The sequence below is a fragment of the Streptomyces sp. NPDC001970 genome (assembly GCF_053594115.1).
This window is the reverse complement of record NZ_JBSFDW010000015.1, coordinates 44,053-69,712: the sequence shown is the minus strand read 5'-3', so window position 1 is coordinate 69,712 and position 25,660 is coordinate 44,053. Positions and strand designations below refer to the sequence as shown.

23 protein-coding genes are annotated in these 25,660 nt (G+C 71.4%); 11 read left to right on the top strand and 12 right to left on the bottom strand.

Features of this window, described 5'->3' with window-relative positions; translation table 11 throughout:
• Positions 1–146 precede the first annotated feature (146 nt).
• The 6 genes from ACWCP0_RS19625 to ACWCP0_RS19600 all read left to right on the top strand — a co-directional run bounded on the left by ACWCP0_RS19625 (position 147) and on the right by ACWCP0_RS19600 (position 5,213).
• Positions 147–1,136, top strand: coding sequence for a Zn-ribbon domain-containing OB-fold protein (locus ACWCP0_RS19625; RefSeq protein WP_451080061.1), 990 nt, complete (start codon positions 147–149; stop codon positions 1,134–1,136).
• A gap of 2 nt (positions 1,137–1,138) precedes the next feature.
• Complete coding sequence (locus ACWCP0_RS19620; RefSeq protein ID WP_451080060.1) at positions 1,139–2,191, top strand: thiolase domain-containing protein; 1,053 nt, start codon at positions 1,139–1,141, stop codon at positions 2,189–2,191.
• Positions 2,181–3,350 (top strand): thiolase domain-containing protein, encoded by a 1,170-nt coding sequence (locus tag ACWCP0_RS19615; protein ID WP_451080059.1) that lies wholly within the window; start codon positions 2,181–2,183, stop codon positions 3,348–3,350. Before ACWCP0_RS19620 ends, ACWCP0_RS19615 begins: the two co-directional genes overlap by 11 nt.
• A 114-nt stretch (positions 3,351–3,464) precedes the next feature.
• On the top strand, positions 3,465–3,707 hold the full coding sequence (locus ACWCP0_RS19610) for a DUF397 domain-containing protein (protein WP_451080058.1): 243 nt from the start codon (positions 3,465–3,467) through the stop codon (positions 3,705–3,707).
• A 67-nt stretch (positions 3,708–3,774) separates the two neighbouring features.
• The gene (locus ACWCP0_RS19605; protein ID WP_451080057.1) at positions 3,775–4,386 is read left to right on the top strand and encodes a CGNR zinc finger domain-containing protein; all 612 of its coding nucleotides are present in this window, start codon (positions 3,775–3,777) and stop codon (positions 4,384–4,386) included.
• Positions 4,387–4,712: 326 nt separating this feature from the next.
• Complete coding sequence (locus ACWCP0_RS19600) at positions 4,713–5,213, top strand: hypothetical protein (RefSeq protein ID WP_351234981.1); 501 nt, start codon at positions 4,713–4,715, stop codon at positions 5,211–5,213.
• Positions 5,214–5,287: 74 nt separating this feature from the next.
• Here the strand turns inward: ACWCP0_RS19600 and ACWCP0_RS19595 are convergent, their stop codons facing one another.
• From ACWCP0_RS19595 to ACWCP0_RS19585, 3 genes are all read right to left on the bottom strand, one after another.
• Complete coding sequence (locus ACWCP0_RS19595; RefSeq protein WP_451080056.1) at positions 5,288–7,513, bottom strand: terpene synthase family protein; 2,226 nt, start codon at positions 7,511–7,513, stop codon at positions 5,288–5,290.
• Positions 7,514–7,654: 141 nt separating this feature from the next.
• On the bottom strand, positions 7,655–9,619 hold the full coding sequence (locus tag ACWCP0_RS19590; RefSeq protein ID WP_451080055.1) for an N-acetylmuramoyl-L-alanine amidase: 1,965 nt from the start codon (positions 9,617–9,619) through the stop codon (positions 7,655–7,657).
• Between the two features lie 428 nt (positions 9,620–10,047).
• Complete coding sequence (locus ACWCP0_RS19585; protein WP_451080054.1) at positions 10,048–11,166, bottom strand: aminoglycoside phosphotransferase family protein; 1,119 nt, start codon at positions 11,164–11,166, stop codon at positions 10,048–10,050.
• Between the two features lie 235 nt (positions 11,167–11,401).
• Here ACWCP0_RS19585 and ACWCP0_RS19580 point away from each other — a divergent pair, with 235 nt between their 5' ends.
• The gene (locus tag ACWCP0_RS19580; RefSeq protein WP_451080053.1) at positions 11,402–12,895 is read left to right on the top strand and encodes a DNA-binding protein NsdB; all 1,494 of its coding nucleotides are present in this window, start codon (positions 11,402–11,404) and stop codon (positions 12,893–12,895) included.
• Between the two features lie 169 nt (positions 12,896–13,064).
• Here the strand turns inward: ACWCP0_RS19580 and ACWCP0_RS19575 are convergent, their stop codons facing one another.
• The 3 genes from ACWCP0_RS19575 to ACWCP0_RS19565 form a co-directional block, all read right to left on the bottom strand.
• Positions 13,065–14,555, bottom strand: coding sequence for a PP2C family protein-serine/threonine phosphatase (locus ACWCP0_RS19575; RefSeq protein WP_451080052.1), 1,491 nt, complete (start codon positions 14,553–14,555; stop codon positions 13,065–13,067).
• A gap of 243 nt (positions 14,556–14,798) precedes the next feature.
• On the bottom strand, positions 14,799–15,269 hold the full coding sequence (locus ACWCP0_RS19570; protein WP_451080051.1) for a nitroreductase family deazaflavin-dependent oxidoreductase: 471 nt from the start codon (positions 15,267–15,269) through the stop codon (positions 14,799–14,801).
• Entirely contained in the window at positions 15,266–16,672 is a 1,407-nt protein-coding gene (locus ACWCP0_RS19565; RefSeq protein ID WP_451080050.1) for a cytochrome P450, read from the bottom strand. Before ACWCP0_RS19565 ends, ACWCP0_RS19570 begins: the two co-directional genes overlap by 4 nt.
• A gap of 175 nt (positions 16,673–16,847) precedes the next feature.
• Here ACWCP0_RS19565 and ACWCP0_RS19560 point away from each other — a divergent pair, with 175 nt between their 5' ends.
• Both ACWCP0_RS19560 and ACWCP0_RS19555 read left to right on the top strand, forming a co-directional pair.
• Positions 16,848–17,198, top strand: a complete 351-nt coding sequence (locus ACWCP0_RS19560) for an SH3 domain-containing protein (RefSeq protein WP_451080049.1) — start codon at positions 16,848–16,850, stop codon at positions 17,196–17,198.
• A 102-nt stretch (positions 17,199–17,300) separates the two neighbouring features.
• A complete protein-coding gene (locus ACWCP0_RS19555) occupies positions 17,301–17,747 on the top strand; it encodes a hypothetical protein (protein WP_451080048.1) in 447 nt (148 codons plus the stop codon).
• Here the strand turns inward: ACWCP0_RS19555 and ACWCP0_RS19550 are convergent.
• The 6 genes from ACWCP0_RS19550 to ACWCP0_RS19525 form a co-directional block, all read right to left on the bottom strand.
• Positions 17,728–18,744: a PfkB family carbohydrate kinase gene (locus ACWCP0_RS19550; RefSeq protein ID WP_451080047.1), complete on the bottom strand. Its 1,017-nt coding sequence runs from the start codon at positions 18,742–18,744 to the stop codon at positions 17,728–17,730. The two genes, ACWCP0_RS19555 and ACWCP0_RS19550, sit on opposite strands and share 20 nt — an antisense overlap.
• Complete coding sequence (locus ACWCP0_RS19545) at positions 18,741–19,733, bottom strand: zinc-dependent alcohol dehydrogenase family protein (RefSeq protein WP_451080046.1); 993 nt, start codon at positions 19,731–19,733, stop codon at positions 18,741–18,743. Before ACWCP0_RS19545 ends, ACWCP0_RS19550 begins: the two co-directional genes overlap by 4 nt.
• Positions 19,730–20,605 (bottom strand): carbohydrate ABC transporter permease, encoded by an 876-nt coding sequence (locus ACWCP0_RS19540; RefSeq protein ID WP_451080045.1) that lies wholly within the window; start codon positions 20,603–20,605, stop codon positions 19,730–19,732. The genes ACWCP0_RS19545 and ACWCP0_RS19540 overlap by 4 nt, the downstream gene beginning before the upstream one ends.
• Positions 20,602–21,540, bottom strand: a complete 939-nt coding sequence (locus ACWCP0_RS19535; protein WP_451080146.1) for a carbohydrate ABC transporter permease — start codon at positions 21,538–21,540, stop codon at positions 20,602–20,604. The genes ACWCP0_RS19540 and ACWCP0_RS19535 overlap by 4 nt, the downstream gene beginning before the upstream one ends.
• Before the next feature lie 23 nt (positions 21,541–21,563).
• Positions 21,564–22,928 (bottom strand): ABC transporter substrate-binding protein, encoded by a 1,365-nt coding sequence (locus tag ACWCP0_RS19530; protein ID WP_451080044.1) that lies wholly within the window; start codon positions 22,926–22,928, stop codon positions 21,564–21,566.
• 151 nt (positions 22,929–23,079) lie between these two features.
• Positions 23,080–23,841: a DeoR/GlpR family DNA-binding transcription regulator gene (locus tag ACWCP0_RS19525; RefSeq protein ID WP_451080043.1), complete on the bottom strand. Its 762-nt coding sequence runs from the start codon at positions 23,839–23,841 to the stop codon at positions 23,080–23,082.
• Between the two features lie 329 nt (positions 23,842–24,170).
• Here ACWCP0_RS19525 and ACWCP0_RS19520 point away from each other — a divergent pair, with 329 nt between their 5' ends.
• Together ACWCP0_RS19520 and ACWCP0_RS19515 are read left to right on the top strand one after the other, a co-directional pair.
• Positions 24,171–24,815, top strand: coding sequence for an ArsR/SmtB family transcription factor (locus ACWCP0_RS19520; protein ID WP_451080042.1), 645 nt, complete (start codon positions 24,171–24,173; stop codon positions 24,813–24,815).
• A 57-nt stretch (positions 24,816–24,872) separates the two neighbouring features.
• Positions 24,873–25,604 (top strand): SRPBCC family protein, encoded by a 732-nt coding sequence (locus tag ACWCP0_RS19515; RefSeq protein ID WP_451080041.1) that lies wholly within the window; start codon positions 24,873–24,875, stop codon positions 25,602–25,604.
• The last annotated feature ends 56 nt before the right edge of the window (positions 25,605–25,660 follow it).

Below are 25,660 nucleotides of genomic sequence, written 5' to 3'. Positions count from 1 at the left end.
ACACCCGGGCCCACCGCACCGTACTGGCCCCTTCGCGGGCCTGGGGGGCTCGCCCCCCGTTCAGGAAGGGGCGGGGCGGGGAGAAGGCTCCGCGCAGCAGCCCCCAACGCACCCACGGCCCGCACCCCAAGACAAGGAGCCCGCACATGTCAGCCGCCCCCGCACCGGAGGTGCTGCGCGCACCCCTGGTCGTCGAGTTCCCCTTCACCCGTTCACTCGGCCCCGTCCAGTCCGCCTTCCTGACCGGGCTCCGCGAGCGCACCGTGCTCGGCGTGAAGACGTCCGCCGGCCGCGTCCTCGTCCCGCCCGTCGAGTACGACCCGGAGACCGCCGACGAGATCCGCGACCTGGTCGAGGTCGCCGCCGCCGGTACCGTCACCACCTGGGCCTGGAACCCGCAGCCGCGTCGCGGCCAGCCCCTCGGCACACCGTTCGCCTGGGTACTGGTGAAGCTGGACGGCGCCGACACCGCGCTCCTCCACGCCCTGGACGCCTCCGGCCCCGACGCCGTGCGCACCGGAATGCGCGTCCGCATCCGCTGGGCCGCCGAGCGCAGCGGAGCCATCACCGACATCGCCTGCTTCGAGCCGTACGACGGCAGCGACGGCAGCGACGGCAGCGACGGCAACGACGGCGACGCCGGGGCACGCGACCACAGCGGGGAGTTCGAGAACCCCGTCACCGGCATCGTCGCCCCCGCCCGCCTCGACTACACCTACAGCCCAGGCCGCGCCCAGTCCCGCCACATCAAGGCCCTCGCCGCACAGCGCACCATCGGCGAGCGCTGCCCGTCCTGCCGCAAGGTGTACGTCCCGCCCCGCGGTGCCTGCCCCACCTGCGGCGTCGCCACCTCCGAGCCGGTCGAGGTCGGTCCGCGCGGCACGGTCACCACCTACTGCATCGTCAACATCAAGGCGAAGAACCTCGACATCGAAGTGCCGTACGTCTACGCGCACATCGCCCTCGACGGCGCCGACCTCGCCCTCCACGGCCGCATCGGCGGGATCCCGTACGACCAGGTGCGCATGGGGCTGCGCGTCGAACCGGTGTGGAGCGAAGGCGGCCGCCACCCCGACCACTACCGGCCCACCGGCGAACCCGACGCCGACTACGACACCTACAAGGAGCTGCTGTAGCCATGCGAGACGTCGCGATCGTCGCCTTCTCCCAGACCGACCATCTGCGCAGCAGCGAAGAGCTCTCAGAGGTCGAGATGCTGATGCCGGTGCTGCACGACGTCCTGGCGCGGACCGGGCTGCGCACCGGCGACATCGGCTTCACCTGCTCCGGCTCCTCCGACTATCTCGCCGGCCGGGCCTTCTCCTTCACGATGGCACTCGACGGGGTCGGCGCATGGCCGCCGATCTCCGAGTCCCATGTCGAGATGGACGGCGCCTGGGCGCTCTACGAGGCCTGGGTCAAGCTCCTCACCGGCGATGCCGACACCGCACTCGTCTACGCCTACGGCAAGTCCTCGGCCGGATCCGTTCGCGACGTACTGACGCGCCAGCTCGATCCCTACTACGTCGCCCCCCTCTGGCCCGACTCGGTCGCCCTCGCGGCCCTCCAGGCCCGGGCGCTCATCGACGCCGGGGACACGAGCGAGCGGGAACTCGCCGGCATCGCCACCCGCAGCCGCACCGCCGCGGCCGACAACCCCCACGCCCAGCTGCGCGGCCCCCGGGAGCAGGGCGAGTACGTCGTACAGCCCCTGCGCGCCGGCGACTGCCCGCCCATCGGCGACGGTGCCGCCGCCGTGATCCTCGCGGCCGGGGACAAGGCCCGCGAACTGTGCGAGCGGCCTGCCTGGATCCGTGGCATGGACCACCGCATCGAGCCGCACAGCCTCGGTGTGCGCGACCTCACCGACTCGCCGTCCGCCCGCCTCGCCGCCGAACGTGCCGGGGCCTTCGAGCGGCCCGTGGACACCGCCGAACTGCACGCTCCTTTCACCGCCCAGGAGGTCGTGCTCCGCAAGGCCCTCGACCTCGACGAGAGGGTGAGAGTCAACCCGTCCGGCGGAGCCCTCGCCGCCAACCCCGTCATGGCCGCGGGTCTCATCCGTCTCGGCGAGGCCGCCGCCGCCATCCACCGAGGCGCCTCCGACCGCGCCCTGGCCCACGCCACCTCCGGCCCCTGTCTGCAGCAGAACCTGGTCGCCGTCCTCGAAGGAGAGCCGCATGTCCGGTAAGGAGCCCGTGGCCGTCGTCGGCGTCGGCCAGACCAAACACGTGGCGGCCCGCCACGACGTCTCCCTCGCCGGACTCGTCCGCGAGGCGGCCCGGCGCGCGCTCGACGACGCCCGGCTGACCTGGTCCGACATCGACGCCGTCGTCATCGGCAAGGCGCCCGACTTCTTCGAGGGCGTGATGATGCCGGAGCTGTATCTCGCCGACGCGCTCGGCGCCGTCGGCAAACCCATGCTGCGCGTCCACACCGCGGGCTCGGTCGGTGGATCCACCGCCCTCGTCGCGGCGAACCTCGTCGCGGCACGTGTCCACCGCACCGTCCTCACCCTCGCCTTCGAGAAGCAGTCCGAGTCGAACGCGATGTGGGGCCTGTCGCTGCCGATCCCCTTCCAGCAGCCCCTCCTCGCGGGCGCCGGCGGCTTCTTCGCCCCGCACGTCCGGGCGTACATGCGCCGCACCGGCGCACCCGACACCGTCGGCTCCCTCGTCGCGTACAAGGACCGGCGCAACGCCCTCAGGAACCCGTACGCGCATCTGCACGAGCACGGCATCACCCTGGAGAAGGTGCAGGCCTCGCCGATGCTGTGGGACCCGATCCGCTACTCGGAGACCTGCCCGTCGTCCGACGGCGCCTGCGCGATGATCCTCACCGACCGCGCGGGCGCGGCCCGTTCGCCGCAGCCGCCGGCCTGGGTGCACGGCGGGGCCATGCGCAGCGAGCCCACGCTGTTCGCGGGGAAGGACTTCGTCTCCCCGCAGGCCGGCAAGGACTGTGCGGCCGACGTCTACCGGCAGGCCGGGATCGCCGATCCGCGCCGGGAGATCGACGCCGTCGAGATGTACGTCCCCTTCTCCTGGTACGAGCCGATGTGGCTGGAGAACCTGGGCTTCGCGGAGGAGGGCGAGGGCTGGAAGCTCACCGAGTCCGGGGTCACGGAGCTGGACGGCGATCTGCCGGTGAACCCGTCCGGCGGGGTGCTGTCCACCAATCCCATCGGCGCGTCGGGGATGATCCGCTTCGCCGAGGCGGCGCTCCAGGTGCGCGGACAGGCGGGCGAGCACCAGGTCGACGGCGCCCGCAAGGCGCTCGGACACGCTTACGGCGGCGGATCGCAGTTCTTCTCCATGTGGCTGGTCGGGGCGGAGTCCCCGGCGAACTGACCGGCGGCGCGGGCGGAACGGCGGCGACCACGTTCCGCTGCACTCCGGGGCCTGTCCGTGACCGTCGACGATCGCTAGTCTGAGCCCGGACGACGAACCGGGAGGAGTACGGACGTGGCCGAGAGCATCACCAGGGAGCAGCCGCTGACGGGCTGGAGCAAGCCGGACCTCGACCTCAGCCAGGCCGACTGGCAGTCGGGCACCCAGGGCGCGGGGGACGTCGAGATCGCTTTCGTCGAGGGTTTCATCGCGATGCGCAACGGTGGCAGGCCCGGGAGCCCGTCGCTGATCTTCACCCCGGCCGAGTGGCGCGCCTTCGTCCTGAACGCCCGTGAGGGGGAGTTCGACCTCACCTGACGCGCCCCTGCGAGGTGGCGGCGGCCCCGCTCCGGCTAATGGACTTCAGCGGCTTTACCATTAGCCCATGACGGTTCCCGCCTTGGCTCCCGCCCTTGCGCTCGATCTCGCCCTCACCATCCGCCACGACGGACACGGCGGGGTCGCCGACGACCTCCTGGAGAACGAGGGCCTCACCCGCTGGGTGCGCGAGCGGGAGGATGCGCTGACCGGGGTGCTCGACGTCCGGGGCTTCACGGCGGACGCCGGCACCGTGGCCGGCGTCCGGGACCTGCGCGCAGCCGTCCGCAGCCTCTTCGCCCGTGCCGTACGCCCCGGCCCGCCGAGCCCCGCCGACGCCCAGCGGCTGCTGCCCGACGACGAGGCCCTGCACCGGCTCAACGCCGCGGCCGGCGCCGTGCCCACGGTCGCGCACCTGGACTGGCCCGAAGACGCGGACCCGGTCGCTGCCCACCTGCCGGTGCCGGGAGCGGGCGAGCGCGAGGCCCTCGCCGCCGTCCTTGCCCGCGCGGCGATCGCGCTGCTCGCCGGCCCCGACCGGGCACGGCTGCGGGCCTGCCACGCGCCGCGCTGTGTGCGGTACTTCCTCAAGGAGCATCCGCGCCAGGAGTGGTGCAAGCCCTCCTGCGGCAACCGCGCCCGCGTCGCCCGGCACCACGAACGCCACCGCACCGGCTGAGCCCCTCTGCCACCATGACGCCCCGGGGTACGACCGTCCCCAGGTGCGTTCCGGTTCGCCACTCGCTCGACGAGGTCGTGCGGACCCGCGTCATGCTCACCGACAGCGGCCGTGGAAGGAAGCGGCGCGAGCGCACGGCGAGCGGTTCACCGCCGTACACACCGCGTGCACCTTCGTCGAGGTGTCCCGCTTCATCGACCCCGCCCGGCTCGTCGACGTGGAGCCCGACGCGATCGTGGACAGGGCCCCGGAACACCCGCGCGCACCCGTCCGGCCGGCCGTACCCAGGTCGGCGTGCGCGGTCCCCGTGCACGTACCATGGCCGCATGTCCTTCCTCCGCCGCCGCAGCGCCGCCACTCCCGCCGGCCCGGACTTCGACGTCCTGGCCATGGACCCGGGGGACTGGCCCGGAAACCTCGGCGCGGGTCTGCTGCCCGCGCCCGACGGCAGCTGCCAGGGCGTCTTCCTCCGCTACGACCTGTTCGGCGGACGCGGTCCCGCGATGATCATCGGCAATCTGCCCGAGGGCTCGCCCGCCCGCGAGCTCGCCGAGGGCCAGGTGCCCTTCGAGGTCGCCCAGCTCCTCGCGGCGCTGGAGAACGACGAGGAGGTCACGGTCACCGGCACCGAGGACGTCCCGGTCATGCAGGGCGACAACCTGCTGATCGTTCGCCGGATCAAGCTCTCCGAGAGCCGTATCTCCTGCGTCCAGTTCGACCGCAGCGACAATGTGCTCGTCACGATCGCCAGCTGGGACCGGCCGATCACCGACGATCTGTACGCGCTGCTCAAGCCGCTGCCCGCGGAACTGTTCCAGACGGGCTGACCCCGCGGACGCCGTAGGGCCACGTGCGGCCCGCCGTGACCACGTCACAGCGGGCCGCCCCCACATCCCCGCGACTACACCCGGACGACCCCCGCGGCCGCAGTAGGCCCGTCCGCGCGCAGCAGTGCGCCGACCCTGGCAGCGGACATGCCGATCGCCGTGGGCCCGTCGGTCCGCAGCGGCGAACCCGCCCCGCGCCGTACATCCTCCGCCCCGTAGCGCCGCACGCCCCGGTGCCAGTTCAGGATCCCGGCGACCCAGTCCTCCAGCTCCCGCACATAGGCGTCGAGTGCCGCCCTGCCCTCCGTGTCCAGGTCGAAGTCGTCGTACAGCACGGGCAGTTCGTTGCGCTTCACATGCTCGTACTGGCGCAGCCGCGAACGCATCAGATCGTCCGTGATCGCGACAGCGTCCGGATAGCCGCAGCCGAAGAAGTTCTGCACCACCAGGACGATGTTGTGCACCTCGCCCTCGACCTCGATCTCCTTCTGGTACGAGAAGAGGTCGTTGAGGAAGGCCGCATAGTCCGCCAGGGAGTTTTCCAGGCTCCGCACCGTCCCACTGCGGTAGATCTCCGGCGGAAGCTCACCCTCGTGCCGCAGCCGGCACAGCATCATCGTCAGCTCGGAGCCGAACGTGTGGCGTCGCATCTCGATGTAGTCGACGGGGTCGGGCACCCGGTGCTGCGCATGGTTGTGCAGCTCCCACAGCCAGCTCTCGACCATGGTGTCGAGCGCCCCTCGCAGTGCCGCCCGCGCCTCGGGGCCCATCGGCCCGGCGGTCCGCGCCCACAGGTCCGCCAGCGCCCGCTCCATCGGACCGGCCGCCGGCGCGGCTCCCGCGGCCGGATCGTCGACGGGCATGCAGGCCTTGAGCCGCTCGGTCGTGACCTTCGCCCCGACGAGGTTGCGCGGACGCCCGAACACCAGCGGGTAGTAGTCGTCCCCGTACGTCCCCCAGGTCAGCCACTCGGCGCTGAGCTCCAGCTCCTCGGGCGTGGCGTCCGGGTCGAGTCCCGCCGAACAGAGCGCGAAGTCGAAACCGGCGAGCATCTGGCCGTCCCAGATGTCGTCCAGCAGACCCATCCGGCCCGCCCATGCGAGGGACTTCCGCCGCGCGTCGTCCAGATGCGGGCTGAGCGTCAGCGGGAACGGGATGTCGAAGTCCGGCAGCAGCGACGGGCCGGTCTGCCGGTGCGGCACATGGGTGAGGCTGCGCAGCCGCGCACTGGCCGGACGGCCGAACAGCGTCCTGATGTCCAGGGCCGATGTACCCAGCACCCCGCCGAACAGCGAAGGACCCGTCTCCACACCCTTGTTCATGTAACGGCTGGAGCGCATGTGCCATTCATGGCCGCCGGACTGCCAGTCCTGGAGCCCCTTGGTGTACGCCGCGATCGCCGCGCACTCCACCGGATCGAGGCCCTTCTCCACGCACAGCGCCGGGACTTCGGTCAGTGCGGTGTTCTCGAACTGCTGCAGCCGCGACGTCAGCAGATCGTTGACGGCTTCGGCCGCCTCCTGCGTCGTACAGCCCAGGAACGTCTCCAGGACCAGCACGCCGTTGCTGAGCTCGCCCTCGTTCTCCACCTCGCGCTGGTAGGAGAAGAGGTCGTTGCGCAGATGCACGGCGTCCGCGAACGCCTCGGTCAGCACCCGCAGCGGCCGCGAGCCGGCCGCCTGCGCGGGGACCTCGGCGCCCGCCGCGTACTCGACGAGACCCGCCGACCAGGGCGCCCCGCCGACCTTGCGGCGCATCTCGATGTACTCGACGGGATTGGAGACCCGCCCCTCGTTGATGTTGTCGAGCTCCCACAGCGACTCGTCGAGGAGATGCTCGGTCGCCCGCGCGAACCGGGCCCGCCAGGCGGGTGACATGCTCGGCACCGTCCGCGTCCACAGATCCGCAAGTCCCGCCTCGACCTGGTTCGTCGCCTCCGGCGTGCCCTGTGCCGGGTCCATCGGCATGAACGCCGGCAGCCGGTCCAGATACGCCTTGCCGCCCGCCCGGTCCCCGCTGCGCTTGAAGACCTCCAGAAAGTGGTCGTCGAAGAAGAACACCCACACGTACCAGTCCGTCACCAGCGAGAGCGCCTCGGCGGAACAGTCCGGGTGGGTGTACGCGCACAGGAGGGCGTAGTCGTGCGAGTCGAGATCCTCCTGCTCCCAGATCCCCGACCCCTCCAGCATGCCCATGCGGCGCGCCCACTCACGGGTGTGCGCTCGCGCCACATCGACATGGGGGTTGAGCCGCGCCGGATACGGTACGTAGAAATCCGGCAGTTGGAAGGGCTGTGCCATGCGTGCCCGGCCTTTCGGTGAGCGTCCGCGCATGAGCCGCGCGGACCGGTCGCGTACGGGCCAGCCCTACCCGTCGCCCATCCGGCCCACGCGGCCGCGGTGATCACCCGTCCGGATGAACCCGCAGGTACGCCCCTGTTCCTACACGTTCAGCACCCGCACATCCGCGGCCTTCACGAACGCGACCCGGTGCCCGAACTGGATCTGGTAGTAGAGCTCCTCGCCCCGCACCACCGTGTGATCTGTCGTGTCGAACGTCGTTGCGAAGTAGTACTCGCCCGCCGTCCGCTCGCCGACCACGTACCTCTGGCCCGCGAGCAGCTTGTACGGCAGTGGCGTCACCGCCTGCACCGGCACACCCGCCGGGTACGCCGACGCCTCCGGGTAGGCCCGGCCGTAGACCGGCACCTCGGCGAGCCCGTCGCGCGGTGTGAGGACCTTGGCGCGCACGTTCAGCGCCGTCGGCTGCGTACGGGGATTGTGGAACCACGCCTTCTGCCCGAGGTACCAGATCGCCGTCCACTCGCCGCGCCGCTCGGCGACCGCGTACTGCTGACCCGTCGACGCCCGGGCCCCCGTGTCGTTCACCCCGTCCGTGGAGTCCCCGCCGCCCGGCCGCAGACCGATGTCCTTCACCAGGGGCGCGGAGGCGTCCGGCGCGGTGTGCAGCCGCACCGCGCCCGAACCGTGCGGCGCACAGGTGTCACCGGGCTCGGCACAGCTCGTGTAGGGCGGCTGGTGCTGCGCGTAGTCCGGGCGGATCGTCACTGCGGCGGCGCGCGGACCGGCGGACGGCACGAAGGGCCGCCCGAGGAGGGTGAAGTAGTGCGCCCAGTCCCAGTAGGGGCCCGGATCGGTGTGCATCCCCGGGACGGTCGAGGGCACCGTGCCCGGCACAGTGTCGTGGCCGATGATGTGCTGCCGGTCGAGCGGGATGTCGTACCGCTGGGCCAGATACCGCACCAGGCGCGCCGACGTGCGGTACATCGCCTCGGTGTACCAGGCGTCCGGGTTCACGAGGAAGCCCTCGTGCTCCAGACCGATCGACTTGGCGTTGACGAACCAGTTTCCGGCGTGCCAGCCGACGTCCTTCAGCCGCAGATGCTGGGCGATGTGCCCGTCGGACGAGCGCAGCGAGTACTGCCAGGACACGTACTCCGGGTCCTGGACCAGTTGGAGCGTGGTGTCCCAGCTCGCCTCGGTGTCGTGGATCACGATGTAGTCGATCGACTGCGACGACGGCCGGTTCGCCTTGTCGTGGTTGCCGTAGTCGCCCTCGCCGAACTCCGCGTACGGCGCGGGGATCCACTCGCACGCGACCGTCCGCGGACACTCCGTCAGACCCTCGTCCACGGTGCGCAGTCCGAGACCCGTGGCCGTCGCCGTGTCCGGTCGCAGGGCCGCGTCACCGGGCAGGGCGACCTGCTGGCCGCTGTCGGTGGTGCGGTGCTGACCGGACCGCATGACGTCGTAGACGTCGTCGGCGTAGGTCGTCGCGGTCGCCGTGTCGTCGGCGCCGGAGAAGCGTGCGACCGCCCCGTACCAGTCGGCCGGATCCGCGCTGGGCTCCTGGCCGAGCCGGCGCTGTGCGTCGGCGAGAAGGGCCGCGCCGCCCCGGACGTTCGCGGCGGAGCTGGTGCGCAGCTCCTCCTCGGGGATCCCGGTGAGCTCCGCTGCCCGCTCCAGCGTCCGCAGCCGGGCCGGCAGCGCGGACAGGTCCTTGATCGCCGCGTCGAGGGCGCTGCGCGCCGCTCGGGCGTCGTCGCCGCGCGCGTCCTCCGCGCCGTGCGAGTGGTGCGGCGCATCGGCCGGCGCGGCCTTGGCGTCGGTCAGATGCATGGGCCCGTACCCGCCGGTGACACTCGGCGCGCCGCCGTGCCCGTCCCAGCGGGACTGGAGGTACGAGACACCGAGGAGCACGCGCTCCGGCACCCCGTACTCGGTGGCAGCGGCGGCGAAACTTCGCTGCAGCGCCCCGGACGCGGACTGCTCCGCCGTCGCGGACGGAGCGGCCGAGACCAGCGACAGCAGCAGGGCCGCCGAGGCCAGAACTGCGCGCGTGCGGGGACTTCTCGGTCGTACGGGGGTGGGACCTCGTCCTCGCAATGCAGCCTCCTGAGACGGGCGACGCGCGAAGGGACGCGCGGGACTGGACTCGCCTACAGGGGTAGCGGTTGCGCGACGAGGCGTCAACGAACCCATGGTGGTGGCGCGGTGGCCTGTGACGCGTCAGCGGAGTGGACCAATGGCGCCCGGACGAGCGGGACTTGATATACGAGAACCCGTGCGGCGGCGCCCTGCCCAGGTCGCGGTGTCACCCGTACGGGCGTCGATGTGCGCCTCGGAAACACCCGGAGGCCGCTGACAAGCGCCCCGGAACTCTGGAGACAACAGAGCGCTGCGCGTCCAGTGTGTCGGCACTGGGCGCGCAGCGCTCCCCCCTCACGGCTCGGATCGTCCCCCTGCCCTGGGCGGGGGGACCCCGTCGGGACGCTCCACCACGCCCCTTGGGGTCACTTCGCCGTCCCTGACGGTCAGCGAGTGCCGACCGCAGCGCGCACAGCCCGCCGTGCCAGCGCGCAGTCGTCGTGCAGCCGCCGCAACAGCAGCCGCTGCTCCTCACCGGACGAGACGGCGCCGGACTGTGTCGGTACGGTCCCGGCCGGAGCGGCCTCCCGCATCGTGCGCTGCACAGCCGTCTCGTACGTGCGGATCTCCCGGGTCAGCACCAGCATCAGGTTCACCAGGAACGCGTCCCGAGCGGCGGGACCCGACTGCTGGGCCAGTTGGCTGATCTGCCGCCGGGCCAGCGGGGCATCGCCCATGATGGCCCAGAGCGTCGCCAGGTCGTACCCCGGCAGATACCAGCCGGCGTGCTCCCAGTCGACCAGCACGGGACCGGTCGGCGCCAGCAGGATGTTCGACAGCAGCGCGTCACCGTGGCAGAACTGCCCGACGCCCTGCCGCCCGCTCGCGTGCGCGAGACCGTGCAACAGCTTCTGCAGATCGCCCAGATCGCGGTCGGTGAACAGCCCGAGCTCGTGATAGCGGGCGATCCGCGACGCGTAGTCCAGCGGCGCGTCGAACATCCCGGCGGGCGGTCGCCACGAGTTGAGCCGGGTGATCGCCCCGAGGGCCGCCCGTACGTCCGCACGTGGCGGAGCCTCCGCGGGATGCCGGGCGAGGGCGGCCGGGCGGCCGGGCATCCGCTCGATGACCAGCGTGCAGTTGTCCGGATCCGCGGCGATGAGCCGCGGCACCCGCACCGGCGGGCGGTGCCGGACGAACGCACGATATGCAGCTATCTCATGCTGGAACCGCTCCGCCCACACCGGCGACTGATCCAGCAAACACTTGGCGACGACCGTCGCGCGTCCGGTGCTGCCGACGAGCAGGACCGAGCGTCCGCTCCTCCGCAGTACCTGCACCGGATTGAACTCCGGGCAGATCCGGTGCACCGACGCGATCGCCATGCGCAGCTGCGCGCCTTGGGGGCCGGACAAGTCGATTCTCCCGCTGAGCGGTTGGCCGGAGGTCGCCGGCCATCGCCGGGCCCTCGCGGCCGGGGAGGGGTCGAGAAACGGCCTGCCGCCTGCCTGCACGGAGCGCTGCGGCCGGAGCGGGGCGGACACGGAGGACGATGCTGTGTACATGGGCGAGACAGATCCCTTCGTGTGCCGACAGGTCGCTTGCGCGGCCCCTGCCCCGGAAGCCTTCGGCACCCTGGGGAGTGCGGCTCGGGCCGCCGGGGCGGGGTGGCGCGTTCCTACCTGACACCCGCTCGCGGGTGGCACACCATCTGGCGGACCCTGGCGAACCCTGGCGAATAGTCGCCAGCCCTATGACAGGGGGTTACTGTCAACTCAGCCGAGAACCTGGGGGCTTGACGTGACCGGAGAACCCAACACCCGCCTTTCCGACCTGTTCGGCCTCACCGGCTGGTCCAAGGGCGAACTCGCACGGCTCGTGAACCGGCAGGCGGCGGCCATGGGCCACCCGCAGCTGGCGACCGACACCTCGCGGGTGCGGCGTTGGATCGACATGGGGGAGACCCCGCGCGATCCCGTGCCCAAGGTGCTGGCAGCTCTGTTCACCGAGCGGCTCGGCCGTGTCGTGACCATCGAGGACCTCGGTTTCGTACGGCAGAAACGCACGGGAAAGAGGCGGGACGTCAGCACCACGCAGAACCCTGACGGCCTGCCATGGGCACCCGAACGTACGGCGGCGGTCCTCACCGAATTCACGGGAATGGACCTCATGCTCAACCGACGCGGCTTGGTGGGCGCGGGCGCCGCGCTCGCCGCAGGCTCCGCACTCAGCAGCGCCATGCACGACTGGCTGCACACCGACCCCGCACTCGCCACCGACGCCCCTCGTGTCGACCATCCCCTGCACGCCGACCCCGCTGGGTTCGACCGCTATGAGGCCGCCCCCATCGGGTCGCAGGAGATCGAGGCACTCGAGCGCTCCGTAGAAGTGTTCCGTGCCTGGGACGCGGCGCGTGGCGGCGGGCTCCAGCGCAAGGCCGTCGTGGGCCAGCTCAACGAAGTGGGCGGGATGCTCGCCTACCACCACCCCGACCACCTCCAGCGGCGCCTGTGGGGCGTCGCCGCCAACCTCGCCGTACTCGCCGGCTGGATGTCCCACGACGTCGGCCTCGAACCCACCGCCCAGAAGTACTTCGTCATCGCCGCCCATGCGGCCCGCGAGGGCGGCGACCGCCCCCGCGCCGGCGAAGCCCTCTCCCGGGCCGCGCGCCAGATGGTGCACCTGGGCCGGCCGGACGACGCCCTCGACCTCATGAAGCTCGCCAAGTCCGGCTCGGGCGAGGAAACCCTGCCGCGCACGCACGCCATGCTGCGCACCATCGAGGCCTGGGCACAGGCATCCATGGGCCGGGGCCAGGCCATGCGCCGCACCCTCGGCGAGGCCGAGGAGCTCTTCGTGTCCGACAAGGGCGACGTGCCACCGCCCAGCTGGATGCAGCTGTTCGACGAGGCGGACCTGCACGGTATGCAGGCCCTTGCCTACCGCACCCTCGCCGAGCACGAGCCCGCCGCCGCGACCACCGCCCAGCGCCACGCCAAACAGGCGCTGGACCTGCGTGAAGGCGGCCGGCAGCGATCCAAGATCTTCGACTACCTCTCCCTGGCCTCGGCCTGCTTCATCGCCGACGACCCGGAACAGGCCGACCGGTACGCCCGGCTGGCACTGGTGTCGATGGGGGAGACCTCGTCGCACCGCACCTGGGACCGGCTGCGCGAGATGTACCGGCTCACCGGACAGTACTCCGGGTATGCGAAGATCCAGGACCTCCGCGAGGAGATCAAGCTTGCCCTGCCCAACAGCCCCGCCGGCCGTCGGAGAAGCGCGGAGATCTGACCGCATCCGACCCCGTGCGGGACACCTCGCGGGACTGCCTGTCGGCGTGCCGCCCAGGGGTGTACCACCTCGCGGAGTACTGCTGGTCGGCGCACGCAACAACCGACAACAACCGACCTACCACCTACGACACCTACGACCACCGAGGTGGCCCGCCGTGTGCACCGCGCTAGCTGATCCTGGCGACCATCACGCAGGCGTCGTCCTCACGCTCGCTCTCGCCGAACTCCTCGACGATCGTCCGCACGCACTCCTGCGCGCTGCGGGAGACCGCGAAGCGGGGGGCGAGAGCGAGGACACGGTCCGCTCCGGACCCGTTGCGCACGTCGGCGCTCCGGGTCAGGCCGTCCGTGTGCAGCACCAGCAGATCGCCGGGGAGCAGGTGCACCTCGGCCTGCTCGTAGACCGCTCCGGGTGTCGCCCCGAGCAGCACTCCCTCCGGCGGCGTCAGCACGCGCCCCGTCCCGTCGCGGAACAGCAGCGGGGCGGGGTGCCCCGCTTGCGCCCAGGAGAGCGTCCGGGCCGCCGCATCGTAGTGGCAGCACAGTGCGCTGCCCAGCGCGGGCTGTGCGGAGGATTCCAGCAGCTGGTTGAGGTGCTCCATGAGCGGGCCGGGCTGGATACCCGCCACGGCCAGTCCGCGCAGGGCACCGAGCAGCATCGCCATCGTCGACGTCGCGGTCACCCCGTGGCCGGTGAGGTCGCCGGCGCTCAACAGCGTGCCCCCGCTGGGCAGTTCGAGCGCGTCGAACCAGTCCCCGCCGATCAGTGCGCTGCTCGCCGAGGGAAGGAAGTGGCCCGCCAGATCCAGGGCCGCAGGCCCGTTCTGGGGGAATGAGAGGGAGCCGCGCCACGGCGGCAGGACCGATTCCTGGAGCTCGACGGCGATCCGGCGCTCCGTGCGGTCGATGTGCCGCTGGCGTGCGAGCGTGTCCCGCGATTCTCGGACGGCGCGCTGGCTGCGGCGCAGCTCGCTGACGTCCCGCAGAACCGCCCACATCGAAGCCGTGCAGCCGTCGGAGTCGAGGACCGGCTCGCCCATCATGTGGAGCGTACGGACGCGTCCGTCGGTCCTGACGATACGGAACTCGCCGTCGATCGGCTTCCCGTCGACGAGACAGTCCGTCACCATCGCGGTGAGCAGGGACTGGTCCTCGGCGAACACCATCGACGGCAGCTCGTCGAGCGACATCGGGCCGCCCTCCAGCGGCCTTCCGAAGATCTGGTGCAGCTCGTCCGACCAACTGACCTCGTCCGACAGCAGATTCCACTCGGCGCTGCCGACCCGGCTGAGCAGCGAGCCGGAGTGCGCGGCCGGCTCCTCGTACGGACCGGCCTTCTCGTACGGGCCGGCCTCCTGGTAGGGGCCGGGCTGCTCGTCCTGAAGCTCCAGGTCCTCGGTGTCGGGGGCGGGCGACCGAGCCGACAGGCCCTCCTTGAGCTGGCCCAGGTGCGCGCCGAGATCGTCGAGATGATGGACCGCCAGATCGCACAGCGCCCGCTGCCAGCGCCGCTGCGGGTCGTCCTCGTCCACCACCGCGTCACGCCGCACCGCGTCCACGTCCCCGCGGAGCCTGCGGGTCTGCGAGATCAGCTCGTCCACCGTGCCGCGCCGTGGTGGCTGCGGGGCCGGGCGGTCCGCGAACAGATGGGACGGCATGTCGTACTCCGATACAGGCGCGTCACGGCCAGGGTCTGAGATGAGGACCGGTTACGACTGTTGCACAGGGAGCCAGGGCGCGTAAGGGATTTGGCAACACTCGATACGGTGGTGCTTCTGACATATGTCAACGGCTCCCGGCGAACCGGACCAGCGGCATTCCAACGAGTCGGCGTGCCCGCGCGTCACGCATCCGCGCGGGCCGTTTGCCCGGAGGAACAGCGACAGTTCCGGGGAAACGGGCTACTTCCCGGTACGCGTCAGCCGCACCACCGGGATGTCCCGCTGCGTGCCCTGCTGGTAGCCGGCGTACGGGGCGAAGAGCTCCACGAGGTGCGGCCAGACCCGTTCCTTCTCCCCCGGGGACAGCGTCTGCGCGCGCGCCGCGAACCGTTCGGCACCGACGCGGAGCCACACATCCGGCTCGTCGCGCAGATTCAGGTACCACAACGGGTGCCGGTCCGAGCCCCCGTTCGAGCCCACGATCAGGTAGTCGTCGCCGTCGCGGCCGTAGATGAGGACGGTACGGCGCCAGGTGCCCGACCGCCGTCCCTTGTAGTCGAGCAGCAGGCAGGGGGCACCCTGTATCGTCGTCCCCTTCGTACCGCCCGACTCCTCGTACAGCTGGGCCTGCTTGGCCACCCAGCCCGAGGGGCTGATCTCCACCGCGTCCGGACCCTGCCCGGCAGCCTGCCCTGCGTCGCGTTCCGTCATGGCGCCACCGTAGCTTCACGGAGCCCCGCGGCCCGGAGAGTGGCGCGCACCGGAGCACCGGGCTGCAGGGTCAGCCCCGTCCTCGGAGGCACCTCGCCGGGTCCCGCGTCCACATGGAAGCGCTGCGCCAGCGTCGCCAGCACCAGCACCGCCTCCACCATCGCGAACCGCGCGCCCAGGCAGGCCCGCGCGCCGCCGCCGAACGGGAACCAGGCGTGGTCCGGCGCCGCCGGCTGCGCGCCCGCATCCCACCGCTCCGGCCGGAACGCCTCGGGGTCGGGGAACCAGCGCGGATCGCGGTGGGCGCTCCACTGGCTGGACCACACCACCGTCCCCTCGGGAACCGGAAAACCGCCCAGCGTCGATCCCTCCTTCGCGATCCCCGTCATCAGCCACACCGGAGGGAACAGCCGGAGAGTCTCCTTCACCACCTGCTCGGTGTAGGGAAGCAGCCGCAGGTCGTCGAAGTCCGGTGTACGGCCCCCGAGAACCGACTCCAGCTCCTCGCCCAGCCGTGCACGGGCATGCGGGTTCCGCGACAGCAGGTACCAGGCCCATGTGAGGGTCGTGCCCGTCGTCTCGTGCCCGCCGATGTACAGGGTCACCGCCTCGTCGCGGACCTCCTTGTCGGACAGCGGCAGCCCCTCCTCGTCCCGCGCCGCCAGCAGCCGGCTCAGCAGATCGTCCCGCTCCTCGCCACTGCGCCGCCGCTCGCCGGTCACCCGTCCCACCTCGGCGTCGATCACCTCGACGGCCCTGCGCAGCCTGCGGCGGCCGGGTGTGGGCACCCACGACGGAAGGAAGAGCGTAACGCCCCGGAACTCGTCGCCGATGGCCCGCTGCGCCACGTCCATGGCCGACCCGATCACCTCCTCGCGCCCCGCGGTGTCGGCCCCGAACAGCGTCCGCACGGCGATCCGCTGGGTGAGCGCCAGCATCTCCCGCCGTACGTCGATGTCCTGTCCCGGCTGCCACGTCCGCGCCAGCGCATCGGCGCACTCCGCCATGGTCCGCGCGTACGACCGCACTTGCCGCGGCCGCACGGCGGGCTGGACGAGCGCCCGCTTGCGCCGCCACGCAGGGCCCTCCGACGTCACCACGCCGTCCCCGAGCACCAGCTTGAACGCCCATCCGAGCTCCGGATGGCGGAAGACGGTCTCGACGCCGGTCAGCAGTTCGCCGATGTGCTCGGGCCGCGAGACGAACAGCGCGCGCTGGGGGCCGAGCCGCCACTCCACGACGTCGCCGCAGCCGCGGAGGCGCTCGAAGAACCCAAGCGGATCGCGGGCGAACGCCGGCAGATTGCCCAGCCCCGGCAGCTGCCGCGGCCCGGGCACGACAGTGGGCGGCCCCGGCTCGGTCGCGTCCCGTCCGGGAACCGTGGCTCCTGTGGTCATCCCCATGCCTCCCGAAGTGTCAACTGCCGTACGTCCGTGGGCATTCAACCGCGCCACGCGGCATGTGCACGACCACTCTGCACGATGGGCGACGCGAGCTTTCGACCACCTTCGAAATGGTTGCGAGCGGTCCTTCCCGCTGGCGATGCTCGAATCCGTTCACTTACGGAAGGACCTGAACATGACGGGGAAGAGGACCACGGCCCTGACCACGGCCGCAGCCGGCGCGCTCACGGCGGGCCTGCTCATGACGGGAGCCGGCTCCGCCCAGGCGGCGGCGCTGGGGCTCCCGTACGGCGTCACGCCGTACGAGCACGTCAACGTCCGCTCCGGCCCGGCGACCACCTACACCATCACCGGCCACGTCGCCGCAGGCCAGCCGCGCGGCGCCTCCTGCTGGACCCGAGGGCAGACGATCACCGACAACGGCTACAGCAACAACATCTGGGTGCGCCTGGCCGAGGGCTACGTCAGCGCCGTCCATCTCAAGGGCGACGAGCGCGGCGGCCTGCCGGCCCACGCGACCTGCTGACGCACCGCACCCGATCAGCCACCACCCGGCCGTCCAACCCCCCACCGGGCTCGCCGGACCACCGGACTCACCGGACCACCGGACTCACCGAAAAGAGGATCCATGCAGCGTCGTGCCCTGAAGACCGTCCTGGCCACCGCCGGAGCGGCACTGGCAGTCGCCGTCAGTCCCTTCACCGCCCACGCCGCGCCCTTCCAGGGCGGCAACTACGGCGCCTACGCCTACGAGGGCTCGTACCCGACCATCAGCGCCTGCGCCGGAACGTTCTCGCTGAAGTTCCAGAGGTCATTCGAGGGCATCACCCTCAAGTACTTCTACTCGGGCAAGTGCGGCTCCTTCGCCCGGATCGAGAACGCGCGCACCAACTGCGCCGCTGTCGCCCAGCGTTCCAACGGCAGCGTGGCGCGTGTCGACGGCTGGGCCTCCGAGACCGTCGACCCCGGCATCAACTACGCCTACACCAAGATCGCCAACAATCTGAGCGGCAAGGTCTCCCGTGCCGTACTGGTCTGCGACGGGCACGAGCTCGTCAACACGCCCTGGTACTAGGCCCGTACCCCTCGTCCCGGGGGACACGGAACGGCAGACCGAGCGGCGGGTGCGTGTACGGGGGCACGCATCCGTCGCTCCGCGCGCACACCGCCGCGGCCACCTCGGCCGCGGCCGCGAGCATCTGTCCGGCCAGGTCCACGCCGATCCCGGCCGGGGCACCGCGCCTCAGCAGGCCGGCGGCGCCCAGCCAGGCGAGGATCCCGGCCATGAAGGCGTCCCCGGCACCGATCGTGTTCACCACGTCGACGGGCACGGCCGGCACGGACGCCACCTCGCCCGACGGCACGAAGGCCGTACTGCCCCGCGCGCCGCGCGTCACGACGACGAGCCGTCCTTCGTCCGCCAGTCTGCGCGCCGACACCTCCGGACCGGTCCCGGGCCACAGCCGCGCCAGGTCCTCGTCGCTCGCCTTCACCACATGCGCCGACGCGCACAGTTCCGCGAGGAGCCTGCGGGCTTCGGCGTCCTCCCCGCGCACATTCGGGTCCACGACCAGCAGCCCGTGCTCCGCTGCCGCGCGGGCCGCCTGCGCGACCGTACCCGCCGCCGGCTGTACGACAGCGGCCAGACCGCCCGCGTAGACGGCCCCGAAGCGCGACACCTCGGCCTTCGTCACAGCCGGCAGCGAGAAGGTGGCGGTGTCCCGCAGATGGAAGTGGTAGCTGTTGCCCTGCGGCCCCGGATCGGCGACGGCCAGCGCCGTGGGCAGCGACGAGCGGGCGCACAGCCCGGTGTCGACTCCCGCGGAACGCAGCCAGTCGTCCACCGTCCGCGCGAAACCGTCCCCGCCCAGACCGCCCGCGAACGCCGCGGGCGTGCCCAGACGCGCCAGATCCACGGCTACGTTCGCCGGAGCGCCTCCGGGCTGCGCGCGCCACAGCTCCGGCTCACCCGCGGGCGCGTCCTGGGCGGACCGCGTCACCGGTACGAGATCGATCAGCGCCTCACCCAGCACCAGGACCGCGTCCTGACCCGCGGCGCGGTCCCCGCTCACGGCTCCACCACGATCTTGCGCCCCTCGCCGGCCCGGAACCGTTCGATCGCCTGCGGATACTGCTCCAGCGGCAGCCGGTCGCTGATGAACACCCGCGGATCGAGCACTCCCGAGGCGAAGAGCGCGGCGGCCCGCTCGTAGCTGTGCAGCACCGCCATCGAACCGGTGATGGTGATCTCCTGGTTGTAGATGCGGTACGGCTCGATCACCGCCGTCGTGGCGTAGTCGCTCACCCCGAACTGGAGGAAAGTCCCGCCCTTCGCGACGCGTCCGAGCCCGTCCTGGATGGCACCGGCGTTCCCCGTCGCGTCGATCACCACGTCCCAGCCCTCGCCCGCCCGTTCCAGGGCATCGGCCGACGCGGCCGCCCCCGAGCAGCCCAGCAGCTTCGCCGTGGCGAGCCGCTCCGCGTTGATGTCCAGGACGTCGACCCCGGCGGCCCCGGTGCGCTTGGCGAGCTCCAGCATCATCAGGCCCATCGTCCCGGATCCGTAGATCAGCACACGTGCGCCGAGCGTGCCGCTGAGCACGTCGTACCCGCGGACCGCGCACGACAGCGGCTCGATCAGCGCCGCGTCCCGTACGTCGATGTGCTCGGGCAGCCGTACGCAGTTCGCCACCGGCGCGAGCGCGAACTCGGCGGCGCCGCCGGGCACCGTGACCCCGATCGCCGCCCACCGGTCACACAGGTTGCCGCGCCCGGCACGGCAGTAGCGGCACTCGTGACAGGGCAGGGACGGGTCGACGGCCACCTGGTCGCCCACCGCGAGCTCCCTCACGTCCTTGCCGGCCGCCACGACCGTCCCGGCGAACTCGTGGCCCGGTACGAGCGGCAGCGTCGGCGCGAACTCGCCCTGCAGGATGTGCAGATCGGTGCCGCACAGCCCGCACGCCGCCACCTTCACCACCACCTCCCGAGGCCCGGGCGCCGGATCGGGTACGGACGTGACGGACACCTTGCCGGGGGCTTCGACGATCGCGGCCCTCATTTGACAGCTCCAAGGGAGAGGCCCTGGACGAGCTTGTCCTGGGCGGCGTAACCGGCGGCCAGCACCGGCAGTGACACAACGACGGAGGCGGCGCACAGCTGCGCCAGGAACAGCCCCTGACTGGTGACGAATCCGGTCAGGAACACGGGCGCGGTCTGTGCGACGACGCCGGTGAGCACCCGTGCGAACAGCAGCTCGTTCCAGCTGAAGATGAAGCAGATCAGTGCGGTCGCGGCGATGCCCGGACCGGCCACCGGCGCCACCACCCGGGCCAGCACGGTCGGCAGCCGCGCCCCGTCCACCTGCGCCGCCTCGATGATCGACACCGGGACGTCCGCGAGGAACGACTGCATCATCCACACCGCGATCGGCAGGTTCATGGACGTGTAGAGCAGGATGAGCAGCCAGATGTTGTCCAGCAGCCCCGCGTTCTTCGCGAAGAGATAGAGGGGCAGCAGTCCGGCGACGACCGGCAGCATCTTCGTGGACAGGAAGAAGAACATCACGTTCGTCCACTTGGGCACCCGCCGGATCGACAGCGCGTACGCCGCCGGCAGCGCCAGCACCAGGACCAGCAGCGTGGAGACCACCGACGCCGTGGCCGAGTTGATGAGCGGCGGCCACGGTCCGGCCGCCCCGCCCGCGCCGAAGAACTCCCGGTAACCGTCCAGGGTCAACGCGGCGCCGAGGGAGGGCGGATTGGTCGCCGCGTCCTCCTCGGAGTGGAACGACGTGAGCAGCATCCACCCGGCCGGCAGACAGAACCCGATGCCTGCCACCCAGGCCAGCGCCCCGAGTGCGGCGGACCGCCGCCGCGCGCGCAGCGCGATCGGGTCGGAAGTCCGTGCCGTCGCAACAACAGTGGTGGTCATGCGCGGTTCACCTCCTCACGGAAGAGGGACGAGACCACCCGCAGTGCGAACGTCGCCAGCACCATCGTGCCGATCACGACGACCACGCCGGCCGCGGACGCCAGTCCGTACTCGTGAGCCTGATAGAAGGTCTGGTAGATCGTGTACGGGAGGTTGGCGGTGCCGAGACCCCCGGAGGTGATCGTGAACACCGCATCGAAGTGCTGCACGATGTAGATCGAGCCGAGCAGCACACCGAGTTCGAGATACCGCCGCAGATGCGGCAGCGTCAGATAGCGGAAGATCTGCCAGGCGCTCGCGCCGTCCAGCCGCGCCGCCTCGATCACTTCGCCGGGCCGGCTCTGCAGCCCGGCGAGCAGGATGAGCATCATGAACGGCGTCCACTGCCACACCAGCGCCGCCTCGACCGCGACGAGCGGCATGTCCGAGATCCAGTCGGGCTGTGCGGGCTCCGTGTCGCCGAAGAGCCCCGCGAACCACGCCCATCCGCCGTTCAGCAGCCCGTACTCCGGGTTGTACAGCACGTGCTTCCACAGCAGCGCGGCCGAGACCGGCACCAGCAGGAACGGTGTGATCAGCAGCGTACGGACGAATCCGCGGCCGAAGAACGCGCGGTCCAGCAGCAGCGCCAGCGCCAGCCCGAGCAGCACACTCACGATCACGACGGTCGCGGTGAGCAGCGCCGTCGTCAGCACGGACTCCCGCAGCGCGGCATCGGTGGCCACGGACGTGTAGTTGGAGAGCCCGGTGAAGCGGCGCGCGTCCGGATCGAGCGAGTTCCAGTCGAACAGCGAGATCACCAAGGTGGCCACGAACGGCAGCTGTGTGACCGTGACGAGGAAGACCAGCGCAGGCAGCAGCGGGGCGCGGGTGGCCCAGGCGCGCGGGCCACCTCGCGGACGTACGGGGACCGCTGAGCGGGCGGACGGCGTCAGGGGCGCCGTCCCGACGGACGTGGTCACCGGTACTCCTCGGCGACCTTCTCGGCCAGCTTCTGCGAGGCGGCCAGCGCGTCGGGCACCGATGTGCGGCCGGCGATCGCCGCGCTGATCTGCTGCGACACCCTGGTCCCGAGATCGGTGAACTCGGGGATGCCGACGAACTGGATACCGGGGGCCGGGCGCGGCTGCACGCCGGGGTTCACGGGATCGGCGGCGCCTATCGCCTCCCGGGTGACCTCGGCGAAGGCCGCGGCCTCCTTCTTGTACTCCGGGTTGGCGTACGTCGAGGCCCGCTTACCGGCCGGCACATCCGCCCAGCCGACCTGCTCGCCGACCAGCTCCTCGTACTCCTTGCCGGACGCCCAGGAGATGAACCTCCATGCGCTGTCGGCCTTCTTCGACGCCTTCTGCATGCCGAAGGCCCAGGTGTAGAGCCAGCCCGAGCTCTCGGTCCTGTCCACCGGTGCGGGTACGTACCCGATCTTCCCCTTGACCGGGGAGCCCTTGGCCTCCAGCGATCCGGCGCCGGCCGTGGCGTCGTACCACATGGCCGTCTTGCCCTGCGTCATGTTGTTCAGGCACTCGGCGTACCCGGCCTGTGCCGCGCCTGCCTCGCCGTGCTCGCGCACGAGCTTGACGTAGAACTCGGTGGCCTTGGTGAACTCGGGAGAGTTCAACTGGGCCTTCCAGTCCTTGGTGAACCAGGTGCCGCCCATGGTGTTGACGACGGTCGTCAGCGGGGCCATGACCTCGCCCCAGCCCGGCAGCCCGCGCAGGCAGATGCCCTTCATGCCCTGCTCGGCGCCGTCGGCCTTCGCCGCGAGGTCCGCGACCTGCTGCCAGGTCGGCTTCGTGGGCATCGTCATGCCCTTCGCGGCGAACACGTCCTTGCGGTACATCAGGAACGACGACTCGCCGTAGAACGGCTCGGCGTAGAGCTTGCCGTCGGCGCCCTTGAGCGAATCCGAGAGAGGCCCCAGGATGTCGGCCTGGTCGAAGGCCTTGTCCTCGGCAACGTACGAGTCCAGGGCGTGCAGCCAGCCGTTCTTGGAGTAGATCGGCACCTCGTAGTTGCTGATGGTGGCGATGTCGTACTGGCCTGCCTGGTTGGAGAAGTCCTGGCTGATCTTGTCGCGGACGTCGTTCTCGGGCAGGACGGTGAAGTTGACCTGGATACCGGTCTTCTTCGTGAAGTGATGCGCCGTCAGCTTCTGCAGCTGCACCATCGGCGGGTTGTTCACCATCAGCACGTTGAGGGTGTCACCGCCCTCCGACGCGCTGCCGCCGCCTCCGGCGCCGGCGCACCCCGCGAGGAGCGCTGCGGCGGTCGCGACCGCGCCGAGCCGCGCGGGTATCCCTGATGGTCGTCGTTTCGAAGGCATGAGTCTCTCCTTGATTCGGACAGGAGCCGGACAGGATTCGGATCGGATTCGGGCATGCCGCGGGCATGCCGGTCGTGCGTCGGAACGGCCGTGTGGCCCGTACGGCCGTCGGTCGGGTCCGTCGGGGGAGCGGACCGTGGGAACGAGTGGCTCAGACGCGGATGACCTGCGGGCCGAGCAGCGAGTAGCGTTGCGCCTCCGCCGCGGGCAGCCCGGTGTCGGTGATGATCGCCTCGAAGTCGCCGACGTCGGCGAACCTGCAGAAGCTGACCGCCCCGAACTTGGTATGGATCCCGAGGAACACCCGTCTCCGGGCGCTGCGCATCGCCTGCGCCTTCACCTCACCGACCGCGGGGTCGGGCGTCGTCAGGCCGTACTCCCGGGAGATGCCGTTCGCGCCCACGAAGGCGAGATCGATGACGAAGCCCGCCAGCATGCGCGTGGCCCAGTGGTCCACGGTCGCCATCGTGCCGCCGCGCACCCGGCCGCCGAGCAGCAGGACCGACGTCTGGTCGGTGCCGGCCAGCCCTGACGCCACCGAGAGAGAGGCGGTCACCACCGTCAGCGGGCGGTCGCGCGGCAGCGCCTCGGCCACCAGCTGCGGTGTGAAGCCCTCGTCGACGAAGACCGTCTCCGCGTCACCCACCAACTCGGCGGCCGCGGCCGCGATCCGTGCCTTCTGCGGCACGTGCCGCGTCGTCCGGAACGCCAGCGTGGTCTCGTACCCGGCGCTCTCCACCGGGTACGCCCCACCGTGCGTGCGCCGGACCAGACCGTGTTCCTCGAGCGCGTGCAGATCCCGGCGGATGGTCTCCTTCGCCACCCGGAAGCGGCCTGCCAGCCCGTTGACCTCGACCGCCCCTTCCTTACGGGCGGTCTCGAGAATGCCCCGGCGACGCTGCTCGGTGTCCACGGCACACTTCCTTGCTGCTCACTGACGATGCTGCTCTGCGCCCGTTCGGGCCCATGCGTCGTTTGTACAAGCAGCTCACCGGTCGGACCAGGCTCTTCGCTGCACGTGCTGTGCCCGTTCGTGCCCGTTTAGTAGCAGGCGTATTCCCAGGTGACTCCGCTGTCCGCACGGTGCGGCAGGCAATGCGCTGCCCGATTGGTGTGACCCGTCGCCCGAACGGTGCCCGATCCCCTCTTCCCGACTGCCGGGCGGCGCACGCCAGGACCGCACGCCGCACCGACAATCAAATGGGTCTGGACAAAAATAATTGTCGGTGAGAGGGTGGAGCCATGTTGGACGTGACCGTGATCGAGGACCCGTCGGCGGCAGCGGTGTCACTGGACCCGATGCGGGCCCGGCTGCTCGCCGAGCTGGCCGCAGGACCCGCGTCGGCGGCCATGCTGGCCGCCCGCGTCGGGCTGCCCCGGCAGAAGGTGAACTACCACCTGAAGGCCTTGGAGCGGCACGGCCTGGTCGAGCTGGCCGGCGAGCGCCGCAAGGGCAATGTCACCGAGCGGCTCATGCGGGCCACCGCCGCCTCGTACGTGATCTCCCCACTGGCGCTGGCCGCCGTGCAGCCCGACCCCGGCCGCTTCCGCGACCAGCTCTCGGCACGCTGGCTGCTCGCCGTCGCCGCGCGCCTCGTGCGCGATGTCGGCGCCCTGATCACCGGCGCCGCGAAGGCCCGCAAGGGCCTCGCGACGTACGCACTCGACGGCGAGGTGCGCTTCGCGTCCGCCGCCGACCGCGCCGCGTTCGTGGAGGAGCTGACGCGCGGCGTCAGCGCGCTCATCGCCAAGTACCACGACGAGGACGCGGAAGGCGGCCGCGAGCACCGCGTCGTCGTCGCGCTCCACCCCACCGTCAAGCCCGTCCCGCAAGCCTCCGAGGCCCAGGCGATCCCGCAGGCCCCGGAGACCCCCGAGACGCCGTAAGCCCCCCAAGTCCCGAACCCCGCCCGCGCGCCCGGGCACGCCCAAGGAGTCACCACCATGTCCAAGGAATTCGAGATCGTCCGCGAGTTCGAGGTCGACGCAAGCCCCGAGCAGGTCTGGGATGCCATCACGACCGGCACCGGCGGCTGGCTCTGGCCCCTCGAGTACGAGCCGAAGGAAGGCGGCGCAGCCCCCTACGGCGGCACCGTCACCGCCTGGGACCCGCCGCACCGCCTGACCGGCCGTACGGAGAACGTCGAAGGCATCTCCCAGCAGACCTTCAACCAGCTCGACCACGTCATCGAGCCCCGCGAGGGCGGCGGCTGCCGGGTGCGCTACGTGCACAGCGGGATCCTCGTCGAGGACTGGGACAACCAGTACGACGGCGCCACCAAGCACACCGACTTCTATCTGCACACCCTGCGCCAGTACCTCACGCACTTCACCGGCCGCCCCGCCGTGTTCGCGTCCGCCGACGCCCCCGCCGCGTCCATCGCCCCCGACGCGCTCGACGCCGTGAGCCGCGCCCTCGGCGTGCCGGACGACGCGGCGGAAGGGGCCACCGTACGGGTCGACCTGCCCGGCGCCGGCGCGGTCGACGCGGTCGTCGACTACCGCAACCGGTACTTCGTCGGCCTGCGCACCGACGACGCGATGTACCGGCTCTTCGGCCGCAACCACTTCGGCGCCCCGGTCGGTGTCAGCGTCCACGACTTCGCCCCCGGCGCCGACGCCGACACGACCGAGGCCGCCTGGCGCACGCGGCTGGACGCGGTGTTCGCCCAGTGACAGCCGTGCGGGGTCGCAACACTCTCGACGAGCGGCTGCGACCCCGCAGACGGGCC

What these genes read in the sequence shown, in the direction of transcription:
- ACWCP0_RS19625 (WP_451080061.1), top strand. Translation starts at nt 147, where the DNA reads ATGTCAGCCGCCCCCGCACCGGAGGTGCTGCGCGCACCCCTGGTCGTC.
- ACWCP0_RS19545 (WP_451080046.1), bottom strand. Translation starts at nt 19,733, where the DNA reads ATGAGGGCCGCGATCGTCGAAGCCCCCGGCAAGGTGTCCGTCACGTCC.
- ACWCP0_RS19555 (WP_451080048.1), top strand. Translation starts at nt 17,301, where the DNA reads ATGCAGCGTCGTGCCCTGAAGACCGTCCTGGCCACCGCCGGAGCGGCA.
- ACWCP0_RS19530 (WP_451080044.1), bottom strand. Translation starts at nt 22,928, where the DNA reads ATGCCTTCGAAACGACGACCATCAGGGATACCCGCGCGGCTCGGCGCG.
- ACWCP0_RS19600 (WP_351234981.1), top strand. Translation starts at nt 4,713, where the DNA reads ATGTCCTTCCTCCGCCGCCGCAGCGCCGCCACTCCCGCCGGCCCGGAC.
- ACWCP0_RS19615 (WP_451080059.1), top strand. Translation starts at nt 2,181, where the DNA reads ATGTCCGGTAAGGAGCCCGTGGCCGTCGTCGGCGTCGGCCAGACCAAA.
- ACWCP0_RS19620 (WP_451080060.1), top strand. Translation starts at nt 1,139, where the DNA reads ATGCGAGACGTCGCGATCGTCGCCTTCTCCCAGACCGACCATCTGCGC.
- ACWCP0_RS19575 (WP_451080052.1), bottom strand. Translation starts at nt 14,555, where the DNA reads ATGCCGTCCCATCTGTTCGCGGACCGCCCGGCCCCGCAGCCACCACGG.
- ACWCP0_RS19565 (WP_451080050.1), bottom strand. Translation starts at nt 16,672, where the DNA reads ATGGGGATGACCACAGGAGCCACGGTTCCCGGACGGGACGCGACCGAG.
- ACWCP0_RS19585 (WP_451080054.1), bottom strand. Translation starts at nt 11,166, where the DNA reads ATGTACACAGCATCGTCCTCCGTGTCCGCCCCGCTCCGGCCGCAGCGC.
- ACWCP0_RS19540 (WP_451080045.1), bottom strand. Translation starts at nt 20,605, where the DNA reads ATGACCACCACTGTTGTTGCGACGGCACGGACTTCCGACCCGATCGCG.
- ACWCP0_RS19560 (WP_451080049.1), top strand. Translation starts at nt 16,848, where the DNA reads ATGACGGGGAAGAGGACCACGGCCCTGACCACGGCCGCAGCCGGCGCG.
- ACWCP0_RS19515 (WP_451080041.1), top strand. Translation starts at nt 24,873, where the DNA reads ATGTCCAAGGAATTCGAGATCGTCCGCGAGTTCGAGGTCGACGCAAGC.
- ACWCP0_RS19520 (WP_451080042.1), top strand. Translation starts at nt 24,171, where the DNA reads ATGTTGGACGTGACCGTGATCGAGGACCCGTCGGCGGCAGCGGTGTCA.
- ACWCP0_RS19605 (WP_451080057.1), top strand. Translation starts at nt 3,775, where the DNA reads ATGACGGTTCCCGCCTTGGCTCCCGCCCTTGCGCTCGATCTCGCCCTC.
- ACWCP0_RS19595 (WP_451080056.1), bottom strand. Translation starts at nt 7,513, where the DNA reads ATGGCACAGCCCTTCCAACTGCCGGATTTCTACGTACCGTATCCGGCG.
- ACWCP0_RS19570 (WP_451080051.1), bottom strand. Translation starts at nt 15,269, where the DNA reads ATGACGGAACGCGACGCAGGGCAGGCTGCCGGGCAGGGTCCGGACGCG.